At 52.4% G+C, this 17,266-nt stretch carries 21 protein-coding genes and 1 tRNA gene; all 22 read right to left on the reverse strand.

What is annotated here, in order from left to right:
• Positions 1 to 170, reverse strand: a 170-nt coding sequence (locus tag D5270_RS12100) for an ATP-binding cassette domain-containing protein (protein WP_166544354.1), incomplete at its 3' end; no start/stop codon positions are given.
• Between the two features lie 13 nt (positions 171 to 183).
• The gene (locus D5270_RS12105) at positions 184 to 846 is read right to left on the reverse strand and encodes an FtsX-like permease family protein (RefSeq protein ID WP_243150354.1); all 663 of its coding nucleotides are present in this window, start codon (positions 844 to 846) and stop codon (positions 184 to 186) included.
• Complete coding sequence (locus tag D5270_RS12110) at positions 843 to 1,508, reverse strand: response regulator transcription factor (protein ID WP_166544355.1); 666 nt, start codon at positions 1,506 to 1,508, stop codon at positions 843 to 845. Before D5270_RS12110 ends, D5270_RS12105 begins: the two co-directional genes overlap by 4 nt.
• Positions 1,509 to 1,570: 62 nt before the next feature.
• Entirely contained in the window at positions 1,571 to 2,116 is a 546-nt protein-coding gene (locus D5270_RS12115) for an ArdC-like ssDNA-binding domain-containing protein (protein ID WP_166544356.1), read from the reverse strand.
• An 18-nt stretch (positions 2,117 to 2,134) separates the two neighbouring features.
• Positions 2,135 to 2,887 carry a DUF3801 domain-containing protein gene (locus D5270_RS12120; protein WP_166544357.1) on the reverse strand — a complete coding sequence of 251 codons (753 nt, stop codon included), beginning with the start codon at positions 2,885 to 2,887 and terminating at the stop codon, positions 2,135 to 2,137.
• The gene (locus D5270_RS12125; RefSeq protein WP_166544358.1) at positions 2,877 to 4,199 is read right to left on the reverse strand and encodes a relaxase/mobilization nuclease domain-containing protein; all 1,323 of its coding nucleotides are present in this window, start codon (positions 4,197 to 4,199) and stop codon (positions 2,877 to 2,879) included. The genes D5270_RS12120 and D5270_RS12125 overlap by 11 nt, the downstream gene beginning before the upstream one ends.
• Positions 4,171 to 4,503, reverse strand: a complete 333-nt coding sequence (locus D5270_RS12130; protein ID WP_166544359.1) for a plasmid mobilization protein — start codon at positions 4,501 to 4,503, stop codon at positions 4,171 to 4,173. Before D5270_RS12130 ends, D5270_RS12125 begins: the two co-directional genes overlap by 29 nt.
• Positions 4,504 to 4,701: 198 nt before the next feature.
• Positions 4,702 to 4,953, reverse strand: a complete 252-nt coding sequence (locus tag D5270_RS12135; protein WP_166544360.1) for a DUF6103 family protein — start codon at positions 4,951 to 4,953, stop codon at positions 4,702 to 4,704.
• A 95-nt stretch (positions 4,954 to 5,048) separates the two neighbouring features.
• On the reverse strand, positions 5,049 to 5,798 hold the full coding sequence (locus D5270_RS12140) for a DUF3849 domain-containing protein (protein ID WP_166544361.1): 750 nt from the start codon (positions 5,796 to 5,798) through the stop codon (positions 5,049 to 5,051).
• Positions 5,799 to 5,938: 140 nt separating this feature from the next.
• Positions 5,939 to 6,913, reverse strand: coding sequence for a hypothetical protein (locus D5270_RS12145; protein ID WP_166544362.1), 975 nt, complete (start codon positions 6,911 to 6,913; stop codon positions 5,939 to 5,941).
• A 113-nt stretch (positions 6,914 to 7,026) separates the two neighbouring features.
• Entirely contained in the window at positions 7,027 to 9,099 is a 2,073-nt protein-coding gene (locus tag D5270_RS12150) for an S-layer homology domain-containing protein (protein WP_166544363.1), read from the reverse strand.
• Between the two features lie 36 nt (positions 9,100 to 9,135).
• Positions 9,136 to 9,924 carry a DUF4854 domain-containing protein gene (locus D5270_RS12155; protein ID WP_166544364.1) on the reverse strand — a complete coding sequence of 263 codons (789 nt, stop codon included), beginning with the start codon at positions 9,922 to 9,924 and terminating at the stop codon, positions 9,136 to 9,138.
• 19 nt (positions 9,925 to 9,943) lie between these two features.
• On the reverse strand, positions 9,944 to 11,959 hold the full coding sequence (locus D5270_RS12160) for an LPD1 domain-containing protein (RefSeq protein WP_243150355.1): 2,016 nt from the start codon (positions 11,957 to 11,959) through the stop codon (positions 9,944 to 9,946).
• Between the two features lie 235 nt (positions 11,960 to 12,194).
• A complete protein-coding gene (locus tag D5270_RS12165) occupies positions 12,195 to 12,461 on the reverse strand; it encodes a hypothetical protein (RefSeq protein WP_166544365.1) in 267 nt (88 codons plus the stop codon).
• Complete coding sequence (locus D5270_RS12170; protein ID WP_166544366.1) at positions 12,440 to 13,939, reverse strand: VirB4 family type IV secretion system protein; 1,500 nt, start codon at positions 13,937 to 13,939, stop codon at positions 12,440 to 12,442. Before D5270_RS12170 ends, D5270_RS12165 begins: the two co-directional genes overlap by 22 nt.
• Positions 13,831 to 14,457 (reverse strand): hypothetical protein, encoded by a 627-nt coding sequence (locus D5270_RS12175; RefSeq protein WP_166544367.1) that lies wholly within the window; start codon positions 14,455 to 14,457, stop codon positions 13,831 to 13,833. The genes D5270_RS12170 and D5270_RS12175 overlap by 109 nt, the downstream gene beginning before the upstream one ends.
• 38 nt (positions 14,458 to 14,495) lie before the next feature.
• On the reverse strand, positions 14,496 to 14,765 hold the full coding sequence (locus D5270_RS12180; RefSeq protein WP_166544368.1) for a hypothetical protein: 270 nt from the start codon (positions 14,763 to 14,765) through the stop codon (positions 14,496 to 14,498).
• Positions 14,762 to 15,064: a hypothetical protein gene (locus tag D5270_RS12185; RefSeq protein WP_166544369.1), complete on the reverse strand. Its 303-nt coding sequence runs from the start codon at positions 15,062 to 15,064 to the stop codon at positions 14,762 to 14,764. The genes D5270_RS12180 and D5270_RS12185 overlap by 4 nt, the downstream gene beginning before the upstream one ends.
• 18 nt (positions 15,065 to 15,082) lie before the next feature.
• Positions 15,083 to 15,241 (reverse strand): hypothetical protein, encoded by a 159-nt coding sequence (locus tag D5270_RS12190; protein WP_166544370.1) that lies wholly within the window; start codon positions 15,239 to 15,241, stop codon positions 15,083 to 15,085.
• A gap of 250 nt (positions 15,242 to 15,491) precedes the next feature.
• Positions 15,492 to 15,576: transfer RNA gene (locus tag D5270_RS12195), tRNA-Tyr, on the reverse strand.
• Positions 15,577 to 15,899: 323 nt separating this feature from the next.
• Positions 15,900 to 16,235, reverse strand: coding sequence for a winged helix-turn-helix transcriptional regulator (locus D5270_RS12200; protein ID WP_166544371.1), 336 nt, complete (start codon positions 16,233 to 16,235; stop codon positions 15,900 to 15,902).
• Between the two features lie 429 nt (positions 16,236 to 16,664).
• Entirely contained in the window at positions 16,665 to 17,252 is a 588-nt protein-coding gene (locus tag D5270_RS12205; RefSeq protein ID WP_166544372.1) for an ANTAR domain-containing response regulator, read from the reverse strand.
• Positions 17,253 to 17,266 lie beyond the last annotated feature (14 nt).

Consider the following 17,266-nt stretch of genomic DNA (forward strand, 5'->3'; position numbering starts at 1 on the left):
GTCGGCACATCCAGCCCGCCCAGCAGGGACAGCAGCGTGGTCTTGCCCGACCCGGACGGGCCGAGGATGGCATACATTTTCCCGGTTTCCAGTTCTGCGCTGACGTTCTGCAAAACCGCTTTGCCCTTTTCGTAGGCGTAAGAAACATTTTTCAATTCCAGCATAGGCATGATAGTACCTCCTTCAGCTCATTTTAGACAGGATTTCACGGGGTTTCAGCCGCATGACCGTGATGGACGATGCGCTGACCGTCACAATGACGATGGCAAGGCCGATCAGATAAAGCTGGGCCAAATTATCCAGCCCAACGGACACCTGAATGCCGTTCTCCGTAGGCAGGGGCTTTTGAAGCAGATTATCCGCACCCACATCAACCGCAGCGGCGGCAGCTACAACATCGTTATCGTCCCCCGGTTCCGTCTGCATACTCTGCTCCAACAGGTGGTTGCCGATCTGCCCCGCTATGGCGTTGCTGGTGAAGTAGGACAGGCCAAAGGCGAAGACGGCAATCAGCAGCACCTCAATCAAATACTGCCCGATGATGGCCGATTTCCTGATACCCACGGACAGGAACACGCCAATCTCATGGATGCGGGTCTTTGTCCAAAGGGTCAAAATCAGGGCCAGAATGATGGCGCTGACAACGATGATCACCACCAGCAGGGTCACGACCAATTCATTCAGCGTAGCCAGCGGAGCGGCGGCGTTCTCGTAGGTTTCATTGTCTACTTCCACAGTAAAGGCTTTCCAGTCGATACCCGGCAGCCCATGTGTGACAACAACGACAAAGAGCATGATGCTCATGGTATAGAGAAAGATTTTCGGAAACAGTTTTAATCGTTTCATGTCTGTACCTCGTATTTGTAGCCGATGCCTTTGACCGTCACGATACGGTCAAGCCGCAGCTTCTTCCGCAGATTTTTGATGTAGGTGTCCACGGTTCGGTCGATGATTGGATAGTCAGCGCCCCACAACTCATCCAAAATCTGCGAACGGGTCAGCACCAGTCCTTTATGTTCCACCAGCAGCCGGAGCAAATCAATTTCCTTGGGCATAATGTCGATTTTCCCGGCGCTGTCGCTGGCGGTGTAGCCAGAGAAATCAACGGTCACGTCGCCAAAGGTTATAGTTTGAGGTAACGGGGCCTGTCCACTTCGCCGTAGGAGGGCGGCGATCCGTTTCCCCAGCAGCACCATGGAAAAGGGCTTTGTCATGTAATCGTCCGCCTGTTCGTCAAAACTCATGACCTGGGTATACTCGTCCTCAATGGCCGTAAGCATCAGAACGAGCGTTGTGCTCGTTCGTCGTATCTCATGCAGAATAGACAGGCCGCTGACATGGGGCAGCATAATGTCCAGCACAACAAGGTCGATGCTGTTCTCACGGAAAAGCTGAAGGGCCTCGCTGCCATCATAGGCCGGAATGAGCGAGTGGCCCGTGGGCTTGAGATATTCGCAGATCGCATCGTTCGTCTTGTGATCGTCCTCAACAATTAGTAGTGTTGCCATTGGCACACCTCCTTTGGGGGGCAGTATAACATGGGAATGTGGAATGTGTGTGAAATAGTTGTCTATTTTTCAATTCTTCGACAACGCTGGTATAGAATGAAATAGTACCAAACATAGAATTTCATTTTGTTTTCATATCCGCCCATACAATGTAAAATGACATAGGGTGATATGAAAATGTACGACAAACAAATCCGATTCGACTTTCGTCCTCTTGCCCGGGAAATCAAACGAAAACGGGAAAGTATGGGGTGGATGCAGGAATACCTTGTCCGGTGGGTCTTGGAATCCTCCTTGCCGGAGCTGCGGACGTAAATGCGGATGCCCTTCTCGCCCTTGCGGATATACGCCTGCTCCTTCTTCCAGTCCTCAAAGGAGCCAAGCCGGGTAGCGCCCGGACACTGGGCGTAAATCAGCAGGGCATTGGCGCTGCCCCCGCTCAGGGTCCCGCTGGCAAGGTTGAAACGCTCCACCACGTCCAGCAGGCGGGGGAACTGCTCCATATCGCCCCAAACCTCCTCCACGGTTTCGGCGGTCAGCCTGCCGGTTTCCTCCCGGAGCTTTTTCTGGTAGGCAAGATACTGGCTAAAATCAAAATTTCCGTTCATGATACCATCCTTTCTGCGTTAGATTTCTCTTGTTGCCGTGCTCAAATTGTGCATATTCTTTTCATAAAAAAGCCGGGCCGTATCGTCCCTGCTGGGGATGTGGCCCGCCACTGGGGGCTGGCCCAAAGTTTCCTTACCGGCACCCTGACGGATTGCCTCAACCCTCTCCCGGACCGACTGCCGCCCGCTGGCGGTAGACGTTGACAAGCCCTCTGACGGAGCAGCGCTCCCGCGCTCCGCCGGGGTAGTAGGGTTTGGGGTGGCGTGGGGCTGCACCTCGTCCATAAACTGTGTGATAAAATCCGCGTTCTTGGCCCGGTTGCGCTGGCGCAGTTCCTCCTCACTCATGGCCTCCACCTCCTGGGGTGTGACTTCCCTGGCTGATTCCTGCTCATACTCCGCAGACTTCACGCCGTTGAGTTCATTGATTTCAATAATGCGGTTTACGATGTCCGCCTGGTCCGGGCTGCAGAAGATGGTAAACAGCCGCTCACCCTCTGGATGAATCTTGTCCAGGCTCACACAGGAGAACCGTACCCCAGCGCTCATGGCAGCGTCATAAAAGGTCTTGTAATCCTTTTCCATAAGGTCAAACTGGCAGAAGCCCTTGCCCTGTTGAATCATCCGCTCCATCTCCATGGCGCTGCGGGTACTGTAATCCTGCTGGTTCATCCCAGCCATGACCCCGGCAAGCCGGGCGTTGTTCCGCTCCCCGGCGCGCGCCGCCTCCTCGATAATTCGGAACACATAGGCAATGCCCTTATATGTCACCTCTTTCCCTTCCTAACTGGCGTTGAGCAATCTCCTTTTCCCGGTCCACTGCCGCCGTAACCGAAGTACAGCGTTCCGCAATATCCTTGCAAAGACTCCGCTCCCGGTAGAGCGGTTTCAGCCGCTGGTTAATACCTGAGATTTTCTGCTCTATCACCTGCCTTTCCTCCCAAGTGGGGTTCTTCTGCAAATCCCGTTTCAAATACCACCTCTCTTTGTGCAGTTCATGGATTCTTTCACCTAGCGAAACCTGATAGGCGCTCAGCTCCTTTCCTGTCTGTATTTTGTTGCGCACCAGCAGCCGCGCCTCCTGGGAATACTTTTCCAGCTTGGCCAGGGCCTTGCGCTGCTCCATACTGGGGTAGCGGGGATAGCTCTGCCGCCGGATGCTCACCAGCATATACCGGTAGTGCAGATAGGTGGCGTTAAGGCCACGGCGGTCATATCTCCGGGCATAGTAGCCGGTATACCGCTTTTGGTATGCGCGGTGTTCCTCCTGATTCTTCCACACTCCATAGACCTGCCGGGGTTTTTGCTGCCGGGGGCGGCGGTCCTGATTCTTTCCGGCAATACGCTTGCGAATATCTTCCTCCGTATATCCGTCTTTGAATTTGTACAGCCGGAAAAAGCCGTGACCCTCCGGGGAAATAGCCGGGTACTTACCCTCCCGCTTGACCCGGTAGCCCATCTGCGTTAAGATACGGTAGAAGTCATTTAGGCCGGCAGCAGCGTTGATTGCCCGGTCTATATCCTGGTACATGATGGAGTGGACCGTGGGGGAGGGCTGCGGTTTCTTATGGTGCTGGGCAGGATAGCTCTCATACTTGTGCGACTTCGCCTCCTTTATGATAGAAAGACCGTATTTTTCGCAAAGCCGGTCTGAGATTTTGCGTATACGGTCGTAGTACATGGCGTTGGGCTGGTGGAACTTGCTCCCATCTATAAAGGAAACCGAGTTAAGGATAATGTGCGAGTGGATATGCTCCTTATCTGTGTGGGTGGCAACCACTGCCTCGAACTTCTCCCCAAACAGCTCCTTTGCCAGCTCCACGCCAATCTGGTGGGCAACCTCCGGCGTGACTTCTCCCGGCTTAAAGCTCTGCTCCAAGTGGTAAGCCAGCCTGCCGCCTTGTTTGCCAAAGCGCAGCTTGGTGCTTACCATCTGATTGGCGGGGGGTTGCCAGTCATTGGGCGGGATAAACAGATTCACGCCAGTCACCAGCTTGCCCTCCTGGGTTTTTGCCGGGTTCAGGATGTAGCGGATAGCCCTGGGCAGATGGCTTTTAACCGGCCATATCTTCGTCTGCGCCATCCGCTGTACCCACTACCGCTTGCTCGATTCGCCGCAGGCTGTCCCGCAGGTGAGTCACGTTCTCATAGTAAGCAGCCTCGTCAATCAGGCCGGTGGCGTTTGCCACAAAAGCTAACTGGTTAAGATTGCTGCCGATCTCCTTTAGCTCACGGCTCAAGGCAAAGTAATCAGCGGGCGGGGATTCCCTAGGCTTGTATCCGTTGATGATCTGCCGGACATAGCCCGACATGGAAAGGCCGCAGGACTTGGCCCGCCTTTTCAGCCGCTTATGTTCCTTTTCGGTCAGGCGGAAATTAAACCACAACTTAACAACTTCCTTCTACAAAGTAAAGCGCGGAGCGCTCTAAAAGCCGGGGTATTAGGGGTGTCCCCTAACCAGTGGTATTTGTGTAGACGGTTGTGTAGACAACCGTGTATACAAATGCGATGCTGGCTAGTACCGGGAACGCCCTGCGGTCGTTCCCTCTACGGGTGGGGCCGCAGGCCCCACTTTTGCCCCCCGTCAGCCCTCCCAAGAGGGGGCGTCGGTGCTCCCCTCCGGCTCCGGGGCAGGAGTTTTAAGAGGCTCCGGCGGTGCTCCGCACTCCTTTTCCCACTTGGCATCCAGGTACTTCCGCACCCCGACCGGCACGGTTTTCCGATACCAGTCCTCCATGGATTCCGCTAGGCAGACCTCGATTTTGCCGCCGGTTTCGTCCAAAAAATGCTCCAAAGCCTCCCGCTTATCGTCCGGGAAAGAGATGGTCAACGTCACCAAATTTTCCTTTTTTGCTATAGCTTTCACCTCGATTCCGTATTATAATTGAAAGAAAAAAGCCCCCAGGGGGGCCTCTGGCGGCAGAATTGTTGTCACAGTTCAAAATCATCACTCCTTTCACGGGGCTTTTGCTGCGCGGGAACGGTGGCTTTTTCATCACGTTTCTGCTCTAAAACCTCCCTGCGGAACATAGAAACAAAGCTGTTCAGCAGGGTCGAATGGGTCTCGCATATGTACCGGTACGGCTCTTCTCCCACGTGTGAAGTATCGGCTTTCATTGCCCATTCCCGATTGCTACGTGAAAACCGCCCATCCCATTCCTTATGCTGAATGGTGCAGGCCAGTACATCCCTTATGCGTTCTGGGCTGTACTTCTCCATGGCCTCCGGAAGACATTCCTTGTTCAGGTGCATACCGTCAAAGTGCTTGTTGATGGATGCAGTGATTGCCCTTGCGCAGCCCTCATAGGCTTTCCGGGACGCGAAATAGGCGTCGCGCTCGCCGTGCTCTATGGCATATTTATAGTCCTGGCGGTAGATGGGCGGCTCCATGTATAGGTTAGCGGCGATTTCAACAGCGGCGAGGATATCGTCATTGGGGCTGTCCAAATCCTGGTATTCCTTGAGCACATCAGCCAGTGGGCAGGATGATTTCAGCAGCGCCCGCACCTGATTTTCCGGCAGTACCCCATTGCACACAGCGTCAAGAATATCCTCTCTGGCGGTGTATTCCCAAGTATGTTCCAAGATTTTATCGGGCGGCATAGCCAGCAGTTCAGCCCGGTAAGCCTCCTGCTCCGCGTTCATCCTTTCGTACAATTCATTGCAGGTCTGTTCATCCATAGCATCGCTCCCTTTCAAAAAAATGAGCGCAAAAAAGGCGGGGCTGTTTCCAGCTCCGCCTCTCTGCACTTCTTTACAGTACATATTATAGCAGGAAAAAGTGGACGAATCAAGGACGCTTTGTGAACGTCTGGCAGGTCTTACCGCGTGATCTCCTCTGCGGAAAAAGATGGCACGGAACGGCCTGTCGTTTCTTCTGGTCCATCATCCCTCATCTTTAAAGCAATGTCCAGCTCCGCAATCCTCGCCAGCTTGTTTTTCAGCTCCTGTTCCTGTGGGAAGGGCCTGCCTACCTCGGCTTTGGCGCTCTCTATCTGCTGCTTTATGTTCTCTAAACTGGCCTTTGTTTTTTCCAGTTCCTCCGGCAGACGTTCCAGGGCATTGTCCATGCGGGTGATATTCCCTATATCAGAATCGCTTGCATCAAAGGCATATTCCACAGCCCCTTTGAGAATGATTTGTTTGTTGACACTGGCATAGGGATTCTTTATCAGCACTTTCAGCCCGCGATTCTTGACTGTAATTTCAATCTGCCGCAGGACCTGCTCACTGTTTTCGCTGACCGCCGTGCCCAGGGCGGTCACAGCGTCCAGGGTGTTAAAATCGAACACAGGCATAAAATCCTCTTGTGAGAACTGCTCACTTGGGTCCAGACCGCACCGGGAGAACAGGGCATAGGCCGTGCTGACGCTGGCTGCGTCCCGGAAAGCCATCTCTATATTCAGCTCGTCAAACTCCTCCAAAAATGAGCCGGGAACACTGGCAAGGATGTCCTCCATATGGTCCTCCCAATACCCGGCAGCTAACTCCTGGGCAATGGCCTCCAGCTGGTAGGCCAAGCCGCTTTCGTCTGTGATATTGTACTTATCCGCCAGGGCGGCAGTTACCGGCTCCGTGTGTTCGTCCAGGTACTCCCATACATAGGGGCGGCGGCTCCCATCCCTGCTCACCGTGTCCTCTATGTCGAACACATACCGCAGCCCACGGCTGTTCTCCCCGGCATCCGGCAGGGCGATACCCTTACACCCCCGCCGCACGACCCGGCCCATGCGTTTATTCCACACATCGTAGCTGGCGCAGGCCGTGGCCTCCGGGCGTTGGGCATAGATAAACACCTGCTCGATGTAGGGGTACTTCTAAAGCCGTTGTCAAGGGTATTTGTCAAAAAAAGAGAACCAGCCTTGCGGCAGGCTAGTCCTCTCTGTGATTCAAATTAAGGCTTTATGTGTCAACCATTAGCCCGATACAAGAAAGTCACAATCTGCCCGCGGGTGCAGGTCTTACTGGGACTAAAGGCTGTCTTGCTAGTGCCGGAGGTAATACCATTCGCAACGGCCCAATTCACCGCTTTCTCATAGTAGCTCCCTGTAGCCACATCTGTAAATGAATTTCCTGTAGCTGAGTTAGGACTCCCCACAGCCCGCCATATAAACGTCACTGATTGTCCACGAGTGCAGGAATTACCTGGGCCGAACTTACCGTTTCCAATGCCGGAGGTGATATTGTTTTCAACGGCCCACAAAACCGCCTTGTAGTAATAGTCCGAGGACTTCACATCGGTAAAAGGATTTGTAGTTGTTTGAGGGGTGGGACTCCCGGCGGCGTGCCAGAGGAAGGTCACAATCTGTCCACGGGTGCAGGAGTTTTCCGGGCCGAATTTGCCCGCGCCTATGCCGCTGGTAATGCCATTTTCGACGGCCCAGGCTACCGGTCGGGCGTAGTAAGCGTCATCTTTTACATCTGTAAAATCAGGTGTTGTGGAAGGGGACGTAGTAGGGGATGTGGTTGGCGAGGTGGTAGGCATTGCGGTAGGTGCGGTTGTGGGGGCTGCGGTGGGTGTGGTTGTAGGTGTTGGGGTTGGTTTTGTTGTAGGAGATGGCGTGGGTGTGGGAGTAGTATGAGGCTCTACAACGGTAAAACTCACACATACAGCAGGAATATCACCCGCTGAATTTATAGCACCTATATAAGCTGTATATTTTCCTGCAGAATACTGCTGTGTCAAGGAAGTAGAACTGCCTACCGACTTATTAGTGATAAGCTCTCCGTCTCTGAAAATTTGCATCCAATAGCTTGTTGCGTCAGTTGCACCCCAAGTTAGCTGAATGCTGTCTGTTGTATACCCCGTTTCTCCACATGAAACCTTCACCCACGTATTGGAAGGTTTGGGGATCTCTTTAACGATAAAACTCACGCTTACAGCAGGAATGTCCCCGGCTGAATTAATAGCACCAATATATGCAGTATATTTCCCAGCAGAATACTGCTGTGTCAAGGAAGTAGAGCTGCCTACCGACTTATTAGTGATAAGCTCTCCGTCTTTGAAAATTTGCATCCAATAGCTTGTTGCGTCAGTTGCACCCCAAGTTAGCTGGATGCTGTCTGTTGTATACCCCGTTTCTCCACATGAAACCTTCACCCACGTATTGGAAGGTTTGGGGATCTCTTTAACGATAAAACTCACGCTTACAGCAGGAATGTCCCCGGCTGAATTAATAGCACCAATATATGCAGTATATTTCCCAGCAGAATACTGCTGTGTCAAGGAAGTAGAGCTGCCTACCGACTTATTAGTGATAAGCTCTCCGTCTTTGAAAATTTGCATCCAATAACTTGTTGCGTCAGTTGCACCCCAAGTTAATTTGATGTTGTCTGTTGTATACCCCGTTTCTCCACATGAAACTTTTACCCAAGTGTTCGATGGTAATGTAGGCGTGCCGCCTCCCGACCGATTTGTAATATACCATATCCCATTTATATAGTATAGCTTCCCATCTTGTCCGCTCCCTTTAATTGTTGAGTTAGCAAATTTGATTCTTCCTCGAGAACTGCCTGCCGGATCAGCACAATAGAAAGTGTCATTAGACGCATCATAATCTGTCATAAGTATAGCATGCCACTGCCCGCAACTGGCGCGGTTTTGATTGTAGGCAACTACACCTTCAGGGTGATCTTTTAGTAGAGAAATTAGAAAAGATTTCTTCGCTTCAGTTGTTGTATATGTGTTACTCAAAAACTGATATTTCACACTCATTCCACTATAAGTGTAACTGTTAAGCATCCCTACATTAGGTACTCTAGTTGCATTTCTAACAGAGTCCTCTGTTATTGCAGACCAGTTTCCACCATCAATGATTGCTCTACGGCGAAGCATCATAGCTGCCGCTGTGTAGGTACAAGTGTCGCTTTTGGACTGTTTTAGAAATACGCTGCTGTCGTTGATACTGGCCGCATACGCTCCTGGCGTAAAGCTAATCATCAGGCACAGCGTTAGGATGACAGATATAATTCGCTTTTTCATTATGGGTTCCTCCAAACCTTTTAGGTTAACATCAAGCTATTCTGCAAAATATTCTCTGCTCGCCAACTCAGTTCCATCAGACTTTGCATACACTACTACCACTTTCACAGGATCTGCGCTTACTACCGCATCAATAGATTTCGCGATGCCTCCGAACGTAACGATGATGCTCTCGTTATCCAAGTTAGATTTCAAAGTGGAACTAAGCTTTTTTTCATCAACAGTAGATAGTGCACTGTCGCTATATTCGTAATAATATATTAGGCTGTTTTCTGTTCCCCGGACAGACACAGATATATCATCATCCATCATTTCCTCTACCCAGGAATCGATTTCTTCTCGTACATCTGGATCTTCAAGAAAAGCTTTTACGGTTGGATATATTTCGCTATCTGAGTCTTCTTCAGACTTCTCTGCACTAGAAAGCTCACTGGATCTTGATGGAGTGCTAGAGTTACTATCTGAAATATCATAAGCGCTTATGTTAGAATCGCCTCCTTTTACTGCCTTAAGTGGGTATTTCCAAGAAAAGAGTGCGTCTTTTCCAAGAATAAATACTCCATCTGAATCGAACACGATTAGCTGGTATTCCTCGCTGGCGCGGCAGGCTACAGCCCCCCGGACGGAATAGCTTTCGTCATTCCATAGCAGCGCCCATTCCTGTTCCCCGCCGCGAAAGGCCGCTGAAACTCTGGAATTAACGTCGCCGTGGGTCCACGCCTCCAATGTGCGCTGCTTAAATTCCTCGTTGGATATGGGCAGGTAATCCGGCTTTTCCGGGAATGCGAACACAGGGAAACCGGAAATCACTTCACATTTCTCCAAAGACATCCGTCACGTCCTCTCAAAGCCCCGGCTCTTGGCTCCGTGCAGGTTGAGCAATGGCAGGCCCGGTCTTTCCGGCCCTCTTTTTTCCATTGACACGCTCCACGACAGATTGCCGCTCTTTGGGGAACAGGGAAAGCTGCTCATTCTCCACCAAAGCCTGTACCCCAAGGGGCAGTGTTTCATTAGAATGGATGAGTATTTGTTCCCGTTTCAGTTCTGCCACGATCTCGTCAAATACCGCGTTGATAGCCTTTCGTTCCTCGCCCTCCGGGAATGCTTTCAGGATTTCCGGTTCACCGTCCCTGCCCGCTACGAAAGTCACCGCGCTCTCGGCGTGGCCCACCAGGTAATCCGAATCTCCGGGCAGTTTGTCCATGACATAGCAGGCAAAGGCCCGGGCGGTCATTTCTGTGTTACTGTCCCAATAGCCCCCGTCCCTTTCGCACTCATCTCCCATCCGCAGGGAGTTACGGTAGAAATCAGTTTCTATCCGCCGGGGCTGCGGCATATCCTGCGCCTGCATCCCAGCCAGCGCCTGTTCCCAAAATTCCAGCCGGTCCCGCTCGCTTTTGGGGATAACCCGCCCGGCAGCGGCTTTTTTCAGGGCGCTGATCTGCTCCACGGCACCGGCCTCGCCGGAGAGGAAAGCCTCTTTCAGTCCCTCATAGGTTTTTATCTGTTCCTCGCTCCCATACTGTTTCAGGGAGTTTAACACCAACGAATCCAGCCAGCGGGCGGCATTTTGACGGGTGCGCTCCTTTTGCGCCTGGTTAAGGGCCGCGCTCTGCTCCGGGCTGGCAGTTTTATACTTTATGGTTTCTATCAGCTTTTGAAAGGGGGCATAGAGGCAGGGCTGTTCCGAAAGCATACCCTTTGCGCCCATCCTTGTGCCCAGGTAATCGTCCAGCCCATGCCACCATTCATGGGCCAGAGAACCGGCCCCGTGCATTTTCGTCAGGTTGATAACCCTGCGCAGCGGCTCATAATGAGCGGCCGCGTTCCCGCTGCCCCTTGCTCCAAAAGCAATGGCAAGCGCACCCTGATAGGCAATGTCCTTATCGCTGATTTTCAGGGCGGACGCTAAGTCCTTTAGGGCCTCAAAGCCCATGTTAAGGGAGGACTGCCGGTCATTCCGGTTCATCCAGTTCCCAAACTCCCCGCCACGGAATCCAAATGTGTCAAGATAGTGCTGCCCGGTGATCTCCATGCCGCTGCGGTACTCCGGGCCGCTGCGGTTTATATGGGTAAGCTGGGGAGGCACAAACCGGCTCTTTCCGCTTTTGCTCCGGCTCTTCGCCAGCTCCTGCACCCATTTCAAGGCCGCGTCCTTGGTTTCAAAATTTATCCGCACAATGGAGTAGCCCTTTGTCACATAGTAGGTGCCCGGTTTCCAGTCATTGTTTCTGGAATTGGTATGCTGTCCATCGTTATACCGGATTTCATAGCCTCTCGGCACCTTCTGCTCCTTGGGAACGCCAAACTGTTCCTGCTGGGCTTTCTTTGTAAATTTTCTGTCAAACTGCCCCTCTGTGCGCACGAACAGGGTATTCGATAGTTTGTTGGTAATAGCCGGGTTTTTCCTGGCCTTCTCTGTTGCCTTATAGTGGGGGCCGCTGGCCCAGCCCTGTACTGGCTCAAAATACCCGTTCTCCACAAAGAAACGGTCATAGGCTTTTATAGCGTCCTCCACGGTGCGGACTTCCGAAACAGCCCTTTGCAGCTCCCGGACGGTTTCAATGTATTCCTTCTGCCTGGCAGGGCGTTTCTCCGGTGTACTGTCGCTGCGGTAATATTGCGGTGAGGCGGGCAGTGCGTCCCGGGCTTTTTTGATATAGTACGCCACGCCAAGGGGTATGCCCTCGTCCAGCATAGCCTCATAGTCCGGCTTTTTCCATATGTTATCTTTTTTTACAAACTTGTCGGCCTCGCGCTCGTTCATGGCCTCCAGGTCCTCCACATACAGGCCCCGCTCCTTCCACAAATCTTTTCTCGCGCCGCCGATCTTCTCCCCGAAGTCCTCATGCTGTTCCATATGTCCATGGTCTTGCTGATTCAATCGCATCACCCTTTCTTATTGTAATAAGGTTACGGCGTGGAGTTGGGAAGTTTCATCATAGGCACATATCCTCCGGCCCTTTTTTGGATGCCTGGGCCTGTTCTCTGCGCCTCATGCAGAACTCCAGCTCCCATTTTGCACGTCCTATCAGGTCCTTTGTGGCGGACATTAGGTCGGAATGATTGTGGCCCCAATAATAATCCTTCCCGTCTTACATCGTCATACCCATGTCAGGCATATCATTTTCTTCCTCCGCCGCCATGGTGAACAGGTTAGGCTCGGCTGTTTCCAGCGCCTGCCGCACCTTGTCCGCGCAGTCTTGGAAGGATTCCAGATACCGTTCCGTCTCTCTGTGGCGGCGCATCTCAACCAGATTATCTCTGGCAATGAAATCCCGCAGCGAAGACACATATCCCAGCACCGCGCCCACGCACAGTTCTTTGCTCTGCTTGGGGGTCAGGCTGTCCCTATGGCGCAAGAGATATTGGTAGTTGGGGTCAGCCTGCTGCTCTTGGGATACAAAGGTCTGCATCTGCATATTGACCGTTGCCATGAGAGCCCCAGCTGATGGGTCGGTATGCTGAACAGCGGCTTTGTAAACTCGCGTATGCTGGGTATCAGAAAATCCTCAATATTCTGGCTGGCAATGAGCACGGTGGAATTGCGTTTGCGGACTCGTTTCATGAGGTTGCGGATATACTCAATAGCCGTCATGTTAGTAAGGAACAGATACAACTCGTCCACCGCGCCCACGCAGTTGCCTGCCCCCAGCATTGCGTTAGTCATGTAGGACAAAATGCTGAACAGCAACGCATCCTTGAGCCGCTTATTCAGCTTGAGAACGCCTTTCACCCCAAAGCACAGGAATTTGTCATCCTTTATATTGGTATGCCCATTGAAGAATCGGGCCTCGGCCCCCTCGCACATAGAATTGAGCGCCAGGCATATCTCCTGCAGGGTTTCCTCGGTGAACAGGTTCTTTTTCTTCTGGTCGTAGAGGTTGTACTCGTCCTCCAGCAAGTCATAGAAATCCGACATGGTTGGAAACTGCCCGGCAGACAGAGAGGAAAAATCCGTATGGTCGTCCATGTCAAAGCGCCGGTATAGCTTTTGCAGCATGAACTCGATGGTGTCCAGCTGGGGGTCGGTGAAGTCCTTGTAGGCCCGGAAAAAGTCTTTGAGATAGGAAATGTGCCGGGAGAGAGTGCTGGTCTTGCGGAAGGTTTCCGGGGTGTTCTCATCGTCCTCCCGCTCGGCATCGTCCTCCCAGGCCATGGGCTGCAAGGGGTTTATTGTGTAGTCGCCGGACAGAAAATCCAGGTAGCAGCCGCCCAGAGACTTGGTCAGGTCCAGGTATTCAGCCTCGGCATCCATCAAAATAATGGACTTGCCAGACTCTCTCAGATTGGATATAATGCCCTTGAGAAGATACGATTTCCCCTGCCCGGAATTGCCCAAGATAAGGATATTAGAATTGGTCTTGTCGTCGGCCCGGCGGTCAAAGTCGGTGAGAATGTTTGTGCCGAACTTGTCCCGGCCCAGGTAAAAGCCGTTGGGGTCGGACTTGCCGGAGTAGTTGAACGGGTAAAGATTTGCAACACTGGACGCTGGCAGCACCCGCTCAAACTGCGGCCCAAACTGGTTGGCCCCGAATGGAGCTACCGATAAAAAGCCCTCTTTCTGCCGCAGGGTCAGCCGGTCGATATTGATTTTGGAGCGGGTCAGTTCCATGAGCACATCGGACTGCAATTCCTTCAGCTTTTCCAGGGTGGGGGCCTTCAGCTCCATGAACACCGCGCAATGCAGAAGCGGCTCCCGGTTCTTGCGCAGATTCACCAGCAGCTCGATCACGTCCTTGAGGTTGTTCTCGGCCTCCAGGGTCTCCTGCACGTCTGTGCCCCCGGACATGAGCTTGTTGCGGCGAGTGGCGTTCTGGATGATCTTCCGCTGCTCCATATTGTCCACGATGCGGTTGTAGACCCGCAGGGTGATATTGCTCCTATCGGCCAGCTGGGAGAGGACAGCCTGTTGATGTCCTCCCGCTCCATGCGCCGCACCTCAAAGCCCTGGCCCGCGAAGGTAGTCATGGCGGTGTTGACGTCATGAAACACCTGCTCCGCTTTTTCGCCCTTGGTGAACCGCAGGACGAACAGGAACTGCCGGGCCGTGGACATCTCGATCTGCTTGCTTTCCAGGTAGCCGATCTCCTGCTCCAGCACCTTGCGCACCGCCGGATTATCTTCCTCTTGTAAGCGTCGCTTTATGAAGCGCTTGTTATCGTCAAAGCGCTCGCAGGAGTCCAGGCAGGCGATCTCCAGGCCGGGGTGTTGGGAGAGAACCATGAGCAAGTGCCGAATCTTTATCTCCACATTGGCATGGGACAGTACCGAGATATTTGTGGGCTGTACAAGAAAGACCACCAGTTCGCCGCCGGTGGTCTTCAACCCGTAATTGGTGAACCCCTCCAGGCCCATGAGGGCGCGGGTGGAGTTTCCCTTTTTCTTTTTTCTGCTTATTCTTCACACCTCCAGACGTATTCCTGCTGGCTGAACAGGAGGAACTTTCCGGCGTAACGGACGTAGTCAAGCACCGTGATTTCCTCCAGACGAATGGAAAGGAAAGCGTAGGCGGCGGTCAACGCCAGCGGTACAATAAGATGGATTTGCGTAAGCGCCAGGGCCGAGATCAGCAGCCCTACACAGATGATTGCGAAGTCCCGCAGGCTCCACAGCCAGAGGTTTGCCGTGGCCTTGAGGTTTTGCGGGTAGATGTATTGAGTCATGTTTGGCCTCCCATCTGAATGTCGTTTTCTGAAAATTCGCGGCAGAACTCTTGAGGGCTCTGATCGTATTCCTCGCGTATTTTCGACCTTATCAGCTCCTTGACGATGCGTTCCTCGTTCTCGGTAGGATGGTAGTCGTTTGTGCTGCTGAAATCATCGGTTTCAACCGTATAGTGCATTTCCAACGTGTCCTTAAAGGGGTCATAAGTGGCGTATAGGTTTAGCCAGGTATCATCGGCACTCAAATCTTCATGGAATTTCTTGTCCGCATTGAACCATGTTTCCAGATACGCGGTCAAGGAGCGGCCATAGGCCTCTCATTTTGTTTTTCTCTCATTCCGATCTCCTTTCTGATCGTTCTTATCCAGGTCGCGCTGGATGATGCTGGCCTCCGGCGGGTCCCGCTGGAAGCCAGGGACTTGCTTCATAAAACTTTCGTAGGCCCGGTCTATCTTGCTCTCTGTAAAGTTTGGCACTTTACATCCTCCTTTTCCAGAAATAGAAAAAGGGCCAGGATATTTCTTCCTGGCCCTCTCATAATTTTGCTATTGACTTTTCTCTGTCCTGCCTCGTTTTTCGAACCACGCAGGTTCGAATCCCAAAAATCAGGGTGGCATCCCCAAAAACACGTCACGCCGTGACGGTCGTTTTTTGGCCTCTTGAACGCTCAAAAACCGCGCAACGGCGCGGTTTTTCGAGGGTGGCATCTGTTAAGATGTGTAAACATGGTGGGGGAGAGTGGATTCGAACCACTGAAGTCGTCGACAACAGATTTACAGTCTGCCCCCTTTGGCCACTCGGGAACTCCCCCATAAACTATGCAATTTTATACAAGGCTTGTCCGGCCTTACTCACGGGCCGGACCGCCCAGTTTGGAGCTGGTGAACGGACTCGAACCCCTGACCTGCTGATTACAAACAGTGTGGGGAGCGTACATTGAGCGCTTTCAGGCAGTTTTTAGTGCTTTCCTGCACACATACAGAAGGTTTCTCGCCCTATCTGCTCCACTGTCTCCACACAGTTTTTCCGCGTGTGGGTCGGGGTGTGGGTCAGAAGGAGAAAAGATTTGAGGAAATTCCTCGCGCCAAGTCTAAAATCAACCTCAAAAATTGTGCCGCATAACAAAGAATAGGGTCAGCCCCTTTCCCCAGCCATCTCCTTATACCCCGCTCCCCACTGCTCCATAGCGTCCAGAATTGGTCGTATCGTCTCCCCCAGCTCACTGAGCGCGTATTCCACCCGGGGCGGCACCTCTGTGTAGACCGTGCGGGTGACAAGGCCGTCCGCCTCCAAAGCCCGCAGGGAATCCGTCAGCACCTTCTGACTGAGTCCCTCCAAATTTTTCTGCAATTCGTTGAACCGCCAGGGGCGCATACGCAGGTTTCGGATAATGAGAAGTTTCCATTTGCTTCCGATAAGCTGCACCGTGGTGGCCACGTCACATTCGGGGAGTTCCTCTTTGGTCAGCATATGTCAGCCCCCAATACTTTAAAATATCATGTTACACTCTGATTGTACTGTATCAGGCCCGCCCTGTCAAGAGGGTGGGTTACTTTTATGTAACTACCCCACAAAAAGTGTGTACTTGTGGGCCAGGAAAAATCGGTATAATGGGAATCACAGGGTGACAAAAAGCCCTGAATACATTAACAGTGGTACATACCCGAATCTCTCTTTGCCACAGCGCCGCTACGCTATAAACTTCCTTTAAATTTTTCTCTGCCTTCTTGACGGGGTCGGTTCAAGCTGGTGGGGCCCTATCCTTTCGGTTTTCGTTATTTTGCTTTTGACTTGTGTTTTCCGGTAGTGGGGTTAAGCAATTTCGTTATCTATAGGGCGCATTGCGCTGGGGGCATACGGGGAATTGAGAGATGTCCCGGCCAAGTAAAAACCGTATTTTCATACAAACTGCCCTTCCAGGACCATTTGAGCCGCCTGTCCTTTTGTAACGCCATGGTTCATTGCCAGTTTCTCAATATGGCGGTGGGCCTGAGGTTCATCCATACCGCAGGACTCAATCAGTATCCACTTGGCCCGGTTTACCAAGCGTATTTCCGCCATCTTCTCCTCCAGGGAAAGGGTCTTCTTTTCCACTTGCCGCAGCTTTTCCCGGGCGCTCACCATCCATCTAAGAGCCTGGTCCATGCCACCCTTGGATAGGGGTTTTTGCAGTGTAAATACGCCGTGTATAGAGGTTCTGGCATATACCTCGCCATACAGCTCTGCGCGGACCATAAGTACCACCACCCTTTCCTGTGATTCGCTAATATCCACGGCAAATCCCATTCCAGCACCGTCCGGGAGGGGCGAGTTCACCAGCACAAAATCAAAGACCCGCTCAGCAAGCATTCTACGCCCCTGGCTGATGCTTCCGGCGAAACGGGTATGGGCCCGGAATACGCCAGGTAAAAAATCTTCCAGCGCCCTGTTGAATTTGTCCTGGCCGGATATGACCAGCATACGATAGACCTGCTCTTCCAGTGCCATAATTTCCCCTCTTT

The organism is Acutalibacter sp. 1XD8-36, assembly GCF_009917525.1.
GTDB lineage: Bacteria > Bacillota > Clostridia > Oscillospirales > Acutalibacteraceae > Acutalibacter.